The 6,752-nt window shown below is 65.2% G+C and carries 7 protein-coding genes; 1 reads left to right on the forward strand and 6 read right to left on the reverse strand.

What is annotated here, in order from left to right; genetic code table 11:
- Nucleotides 1–41: 41 nt before the first annotated feature.
- The 5 genes from F6S12_RS28800 to F6S12_RS28820 all read right to left on the reverse strand — a co-directional run bounded on the left by F6S12_RS28800 (nt 42) and on the right by F6S12_RS28820 (nt 5,691).
- On the reverse strand, nt 42–479 hold the full coding sequence (locus F6S12_RS28800; RefSeq protein WP_011062099.1) for an Lrp/AsnC family transcriptional regulator: 438 nt from the start codon (nt 477–479) through the stop codon (nt 42–44).
- 22 nt (nt 480–501) lie between these two features.
- Nucleotides 502–1,878, reverse strand: a complete 1,377-nt coding sequence (gene thrC, locus F6S12_RS28805; protein ID WP_011062100.1) for a threonine synthase — start codon at nt 1,876–1,878, stop codon at nt 502–504.
- 16 nt (nt 1,879–1,894) lie between these two features.
- Nucleotides 1,895–2,785, reverse strand: coding sequence for a LysR substrate-binding domain-containing protein (locus F6S12_RS28810; RefSeq protein WP_011062101.1), 891 nt, complete (start codon nt 2,783–2,785; stop codon nt 1,895–1,897).
- A gap of 41 nt (nt 2,786–2,826) precedes the next feature.
- The gene (locus F6S12_RS28815; RefSeq protein ID WP_053152616.1) at nt 2,827–4,263 is read right to left on the reverse strand and encodes an amino acid permease; all 1,437 of its coding nucleotides are present in this window, start codon (nt 4,261–4,263) and stop codon (nt 2,827–2,829) included.
- Between the two features lie 153 nt (nt 4,264–4,416).
- On the reverse strand, nt 4,417–5,691 hold the full coding sequence (locus F6S12_RS28820; protein WP_011062103.1) for a cystathionine gamma-synthase family protein: 1,275 nt from the start codon (nt 5,689–5,691) through the stop codon (nt 4,417–4,419).
- A 239-nt stretch (nt 5,692–5,930) separates the two neighbouring features.
- Here F6S12_RS28820 and F6S12_RS28825 point away from each other — a divergent pair, with 239 nt between their 5' ends.
- Entirely contained in the window at nt 5,931–6,467 is a 537-nt protein-coding gene (locus F6S12_RS28825; RefSeq protein ID WP_123430499.1) for a DinB family protein, read from the forward strand.
- Here F6S12_RS28825 and F6S12_RS28830 read toward each other — a convergent pair.
- Nucleotides 6,468–6,752 (reverse strand): hypothetical protein (locus F6S12_RS28830; protein WP_315869620.1); only part of this gene is annotated, 285 nt, incomplete at its 5' end.

Raw genomic sequence — 6,752 nt, forward strand, 5'->3', positions numbered from 1 at the left:
TCGGCAGCGGCTACAGGAGGCCAGAAGATCCGGCTCTGCGCTCAGGCCACAGAGGACAAGACAAAGGACGTCACGGTGTTTTCCACCCCGGGCAAGGCGGCGATGTCATTCCACACCCGGTGCACCCGCTCTACGCTGGCGGCGCTGACCCGCACCAGCACATCGAACTCGCCGCTGAGCACTTCGCACTGGATGATCTCCGGCATCGCGCGCAGCGCCTGCAATACATCGGCCCCGCGCATGCGGTCGTAGCGGTAGACGAAGATCAGCGCATTGATCCGGGTATCCGCCCCGCGCCCTTCGCCCAGGCGAATGGTGTAGCCCTGGATCGCTCCGTCGCGCTCCAGGCGTTCGATGCGCTGGCGCACCGCGTTGCGCGACAGGTTGACCTTGGCCGCCAGCTCGGCATGAGCCGCCCGGGCATTGCGGGTCAGCTCGGCGATGATGCATTCGTCCAGTGGATCCAGGATCCGCTTCATGAAGCCTCCTTCGCGGTGCCCATCACAGTGCCTTCAGGCAGTGCAGTACGGCGGCAAAATCATCCGCCGCCAGTGCCTGCCACTGCGCCGTGGAAGGCGCCGCGAGTGGCTGCGGTGCCAGCCCGGGAATACCCAGCGAGCCCAGCAACCGAGCCGACTTGGCCGGCGCGATCTCCCCCAGGGTGACCATGGGCGCCACCAGGCTGCGGCGGTACAGGCGCGCCGCCAGGACACCGATGGCAGCATGGGGGTCGATGATGTAGCCGGTGTCCCGATAGAGGCTGCTGATCTCCTTGCCGGTCTCTTCATCGCTCACCGAGTAGGAGTCGATGATCATCCGCGCCTGCAGCCAGAACTCGTTGCCCAGGGTCATCTCGCCACTGCCTTCAAAGCGCTGCATCAGGCCCGCCACCGCATGCGGGTCCTGGCCATAGAGCTCCCAGACAAAGCGCTCCAGGTTGGCGAACAGCGACAGGTCCATGGCCGGCGACAGGCTCTGGCTGGCCTCGGCGCGACAATAGCGGTTCTTCAGGAACAGCTGGTGCAGGGCGTCGTTGCGGTTGGTGGCGACAATCATCTGGGTGATGGGCAGGCCCATCTTCTGCACGATATAGCCGGCATAGACCTCGGCGAAGCTGGCCGCCGGCACGCTGAAACCGATGGGCCGCTGGCCGCCCCCCAGTTGCAGCACGGCATGGAAATACAGCACCAGCTGGGCCATGACCCCGACCCAATTGCTGGAGTTGAAGCCGATCACCTCGCGCTCGGCCAGGGGCCATTGGCGCAGCAGGCGGGCCACCAGGGTCTGGCAGTCGTCGAAGCTGCCCTGCACGGCAAAGCGCCACAGCCCGGGGTTGTGTGCCGCCTGCAACTGCTGCCCTTGCTGCTCGGGCACGCCGTGCTGCGGATAGAACACCAGCACCTGGGTCTGCGGGCAGTCCTTGAAGGCGTCGATGGCCGCCAGCGCGGTATCGCCGTTGCTGGCCCCCACCAGCACCCCGTGGCGCTGCCGGCGCTGGAGGAAATAGCCCACCAGTTGCGCCTGCAACCGCGCGGCAAAATCCTTGGCCGAGCCTGTGGGCCCATGGAACAGTTCCAGCACCCATTCATTGCGGTCGATCTGTCGCAGGGGCGCCACCGCGCGGTGGCCAAAGCCGCTGTAGGCGCGGCTGAGCAAGGCCTTGAAGTCCGCCTCGGGCAGGCAGTCGCCCACAAAGGGGCTGAGCACCCGGAAGGCCAGTTCGGGGTAATCCAGGGTCGACCAATTGGCGATCTCCTGGGGGCTGAAGCGTGGCAGCTCGGCAGGCACGTACAGCCCGCCATCGGCGGCCACGCCGGATAACACCACGCTTTCGAAATCCACCTGCTCGGCGGTACTGCGGGTACTCACATAACGCATGTTTGGCTCCGGCCAGTCATTTATGGCGATGGGCCTGCTCCACCAGCCAGGTGGAAAATTCCAGCGCATCGGGGTGTGGATCGGCCCCGGCGCCACGCACCAGGTAAAAGGATTCGCTGGCCTCGATGCGCTGACTGAAAGGCTCCAGCAAGCGCCCGTCGGCGAGCATCTGGTCGACCATGGAGGAACGGGCCAGGGCCACGCCCAGGCCCAGTTCGGCCATGCGCAAGGTGGAAATCAGGGTGTCGAACTGCATCCCCCGGGACGAATCCACCTGCTCGGCGCCGGCCCGCTGCAGCCAGTAGCCCCAGCCCTCTTCGTAGCCCAGCACATGCAGCAGCGGGTGCCGGGCCAGGTCCGCCGGCACCTCTAGCGGCGCCTTGTCCAGCAAGGCCGGGGCGCACACCGGGAACAGCGTGTCCCAGGTCAGGCGCTGGGCCACCAGCCCCGGCCAGTGGCCGTGGCCCCAACGAATTTCCAGGTCGTCTTCGCCGTCCAGCTCCTTGACCCAGATATTGCTGATGTAGCGGATATCCACCAGCGGGTGCCTGTGCTGAAAATCCGCCAGCTTGGGCGCCAGCCAGTGGACGAAAAACGCCAGGCTGCCGCGCACCTTGATCGGCCGGCGCTTGTGCTGGCCGAAAATTTCGTTGGTGCCCACCGCCAACCGGGTGATCGCGTCCTGCACCACCGGCAGGTAGGAACGGCCCTCCTCGGTCAGGTCCAGGCCGCGGGGCAGGCGCTTGAACAGCGCCACCCCGAGGTGGCTTTCCAGCTGGCGGATCTGTTGGCTGACCGCGCCCTGGGTGAGGAACAGTTCCTCGGCGGCGTGGGTGAAGTTAAGGCAACGGGCGGACACCTCGAAGGCGCGCAGCCAGTTCAGCGGGGGCAAGCTTTTCTGCTTCATGGCCTGGCTCTCATGGACACCCTGGGCGCCGGGCGCACCCGTCAACCCTGCAGGGCATCGGAGGGCCGAGCCAGGGCTGCCAGGGACAGGCGCCGCTGGCGGCTACTGCGGGTAATGTAATACACCAGGTAGCACCAGGCGATGAAGGGCAGGCCGAAGTACAGGGCCACGCGCTGCTCGGGGTCGAAACCGATGCCGACACAGGCCAGGGCGCAGCACAACAGCGCCCCCAGCGGCACCCAGGGATAGCCACGAACACGGAATTTCAAGTCGCGCACGTCACCGCCGTTGGCCACGAAGTGCCGGCGAAAGGCGATCTGGCTGGCGGCGATGCTCATCCACACCACCACCACCGCCAGCCCGGAAATCGACACCAGGGCCAGGTAGATGGTGTCCGGGGCGAACACGCTGCTGAGCAGCGAGGCGGCGCCACCGGCCATGCTCACGATGATCGCGTTGAGCGGCGTGCCCATGCGGGTCAGGGCCGAGAACTGCTTGGGCAGATGCCCCTGGTCGCTCAGGGTCCAGAGCATCCGCGAGGCGGCGTACAGCCCGGAGTTGGCGGCGGACAGCAACGCGCTGATGATCACGAAGTTCATGATGTCGGCCGAGTACGGAATGCCGATGTAGGTGAACACCGTGACGAACGGGCTTTCCACCAGGCCGGCCTGCTCCCGGGGCAACAGGGTGGCGAGGACGAAGATGGTGCCGACGAAGAAAATCGCCAGGCGCAGCACCGTGGTGCGGATCGCCCGTGGCACATTGCGTTGCGGGTCACGGGTTTCGCCAGCGGCGATGCCGATCAGTTCGGTGCCGGAGAAAGCGAAGGCCACCGCCAGTAGGGTCATGGCGATCGGCATGAAGCCGGTGGGGAATAGCCCCTCACGGGTGAAGTTGCTCAGGCCGATGCTGTGGGCCTGGTCGATGTGCAGAAGACCGAGAATCGCCCCGCCGCCCACCGCCAGGAATGCCAGCACGGTGATCACCTTGACCAGCGACAGCCAGAACTCGGTTTCCGCAAACAGCCGTACCGACACCACGTTGGACAGGAATACCACCATGGCGAACAGCGCGCTCCAGATCCACACCGGGGTCTCGGGGAACCAGCGGGCCATGAGGATGCCGGCGGCGGTGAATTCCGAGCCGATGGCCACGGTCCAGGTCAGCCAGTACAGCCAGGCCACGGTGTAGCCGGTGCCGGGGCCGAGAAAGCGCGTGGCGTAGGTGCTGAAGGAGCCGGTCTCGGGCATCTGCACCGCCAGCTCGCCGAGGCACATCATCACCAGGTACACCATCAGCGCGCCGATGATGTAGGCGATCACCGCGCCCAGCGGGCCGGCCTGGTTCACCGTGTAGCCGGACGTGAGGAACAGCCCGGTGCCTATCACCCCGCCCAGGGCGAGCATGACGATGTGCCGGGTCTGCATTTCTTGCTTGAAGCCGCCGCGCAAGTCGGTCTGTTGTTCTTGTAGGGACATGATGGTTCTCATGAAAGTTGTCAGGGCAAGTCTCAATTTCTGCGACTGTGGAAATGGGCAGAAAACAAATCGGATGCCACCAGGTTTTTATTGTTATTCCTCTTCATGAAGCCCCCGCTGGCTGCCTTGCTGTGGGGGTGTTGCGCGCTCTTTTCAGTGGGCGACCTCGGCCCGCGGGTCCTGGGATGGGATGGCGCCAGGCGCCGCATTCTGCTTGAGGGATTGGCGCAGCCAGGCGAAGGCCTGCTGCAGGTCGGCCAGCAGGTCATCGGTGTCTTCGATGCCCACCGAAATCCGCACCAGGCCTTCGGAAATGCCCAGGGCCTGGCGCTCTTCCAGGGTGTTCTCCACATGGCTGGTAGTGCGCGCCGGGCCGTAGATGGTTTCCACCGCCCCCAGGTTGCCGGCGCAGTGGGCATAGCGCAGGCGTGGCAACAGCTGCTTGACGCTGTCCATGCCACCCACCAGGACAAAGCTGACGATGGCGCCGAAACCGCGCATCTGCGCACAGGCCACGGCGTGGTTCGGGTGGTTGGGCAGGCCCGGGTAGTTCACGGCTTCCACCAACGGCTCGTTGAGCAGGAACTGCGCCAGCTGCGCGGCGCTGTGCTGTTGCTGGCGCATGCGCAGGGCCAGGGTCTTGATCCCGCGAATGATCAGGTAGGCCGAGAACGGATCGAGGCTGGCACCGTTGATTTCCCGGTAGTGACGCACCTGGCTCATCAGCGCTTCGCTGCCGCAGGCCACGCCACCCAGCACATCGCCGTGACCGCTGAGGAACTTGGTAGCGCTGTGGATCACCACATCCACGCCCAGCGCCAGGGGGTTCTGATTCAGCGGCGTAGCGAAGGTGTTGTCCGCCACCACCAGGGCGCCGACCTGTTTCGCCGCGGCGACCAAACGCTGGATATCGACGATCTTCAGGGTCGGGTTGGTCGGCGTCTCCAGGTACAGCAGGTCGCAGCCCTTGGCGATCTCGGCCTCGATCTGCTGCTGGTCGAAGGTTTCGCAGAGGGTCACGGCCACGCCCATGCGCGGCAGGAATTCCTCGAAGATCTTGTTGGTACCACCGTAGCTGTCCTTGGTCGACACCACCCGCTGGCCGTGGCGCAGGAAGCTGTAGAGCACGCCGCTGATGGCTGCCATGCCGCTGCTGAAGGCCACCGCCGATTCGGCGTTTTCCAGGTCCTGCAGCTTGGCTTCCAGGGTTTGCACCGTGGGGTTGCTCATGCGGCTGTAGATAAAGCCCGGGGCCTTGCCCAGGGCCACGTCGTACCACTGGTCGATGTCGTCGTAGCCATAGGCGGCGCTGGCGACAATCGGGGGTTGCGTGGCGTTGTAGGGATGACGGACTTGCTCTCCGCCCCAGACCACCCGGGTAGCGGTTCCGGGGTTTTCCAGCCCTGTGCGTTCAGGTTTTTTATTCATTGCAACGGCTCACCATAAAGGGTGCGCGGCCTGTTGCCGCGCTGGATCTGGTGGCCAATATAGAGAAAAGCCCAAGCCCCGAGAAACGATGTTATCGGGGCCAAAGGGGCGGTTTTTTTAATGGCTGCACAGCCCTACAAACGGCCTGCGCACGAGGCTTTTGTGACGCCTCTTGCATTGCGGCACCGGGGCTTGCGAAGCTGCTGCGCGCCAGCCCGCAAACCCCGAAAGGAACCGCAATGAACCGCACCGAGCACCTGGGCCTGATGGCTCGCTACAACCAGTGGATGAACAGCAAGCTGTACAGCGCCGCCATGGGCCTGTCCGATGCGCAACTGGCTCTGGACCGGCAGGCCTTTTTCGGCTCGATCCTCGGCACCCTCAATCATTTGCTGGCCGGCGACACCATCTGGCTCAAGCGCTTTGCCCAGCACCCGGCGCGGTTTGCGGCCCTGGCGCCGCTGCAGCAGGTGGCCCTGCCACAGGACCTCAAGACCCTGCTGTTCCCAAACCTGGGCGGGCTCTGGCAGCAGCGTCAGTGGCTGGACCAGTTGATCCTCGATTTCAGCCAGTCCCTGAGCGACGCCGACCTGGACAGCAGCCTGCATTACGCCAACACCCGGGGCGTGGTCGCCGAGCGCGATTTCTATAGCCTGCTGGTGCATTTCTTCAACCACCAGACCCACCACCGCGGCCAGGCCAGCACCCTGCTGACCCAGGCTGGGGTGGATATCGGCGATACCGACCTGCTTATGCTGATACCCAGCGATATCTGATCAGGCTTGAGCCCAACGGGCGCACAACAGGGGCAGGCCGCGCTCGTGCCAGAAGCCCATGGAAATCCCGCCGCTGGACATGCCGCCATGGGCAAAGGCCTCGACGAAGAAGTGCCCTGCCGAGCTCCAGGCCCTGCCGGTCAGTTGCTCGAAGGCCTGGACGATCAGGGCTTCCAACTGCTGCGCCGTGGCCGGCCAGGGCGTGTGGGCCAGATGCGTGGCCATGGCTCGCCACAAATAGGGGTCCCCCCGCAGCCCCCAGGACAGCGGTTCCTCGGCGAACAG

Source organism: Pseudomonas sp. JV245A, assembly GCF_032424515.1.
In the GTDB taxonomy this organism is placed as follows: domain Bacteria; phylum Pseudomonadota; class Gammaproteobacteria; order Pseudomonadales; family Pseudomonadaceae; genus Aquipseudomonas; species Aquipseudomonas protegens.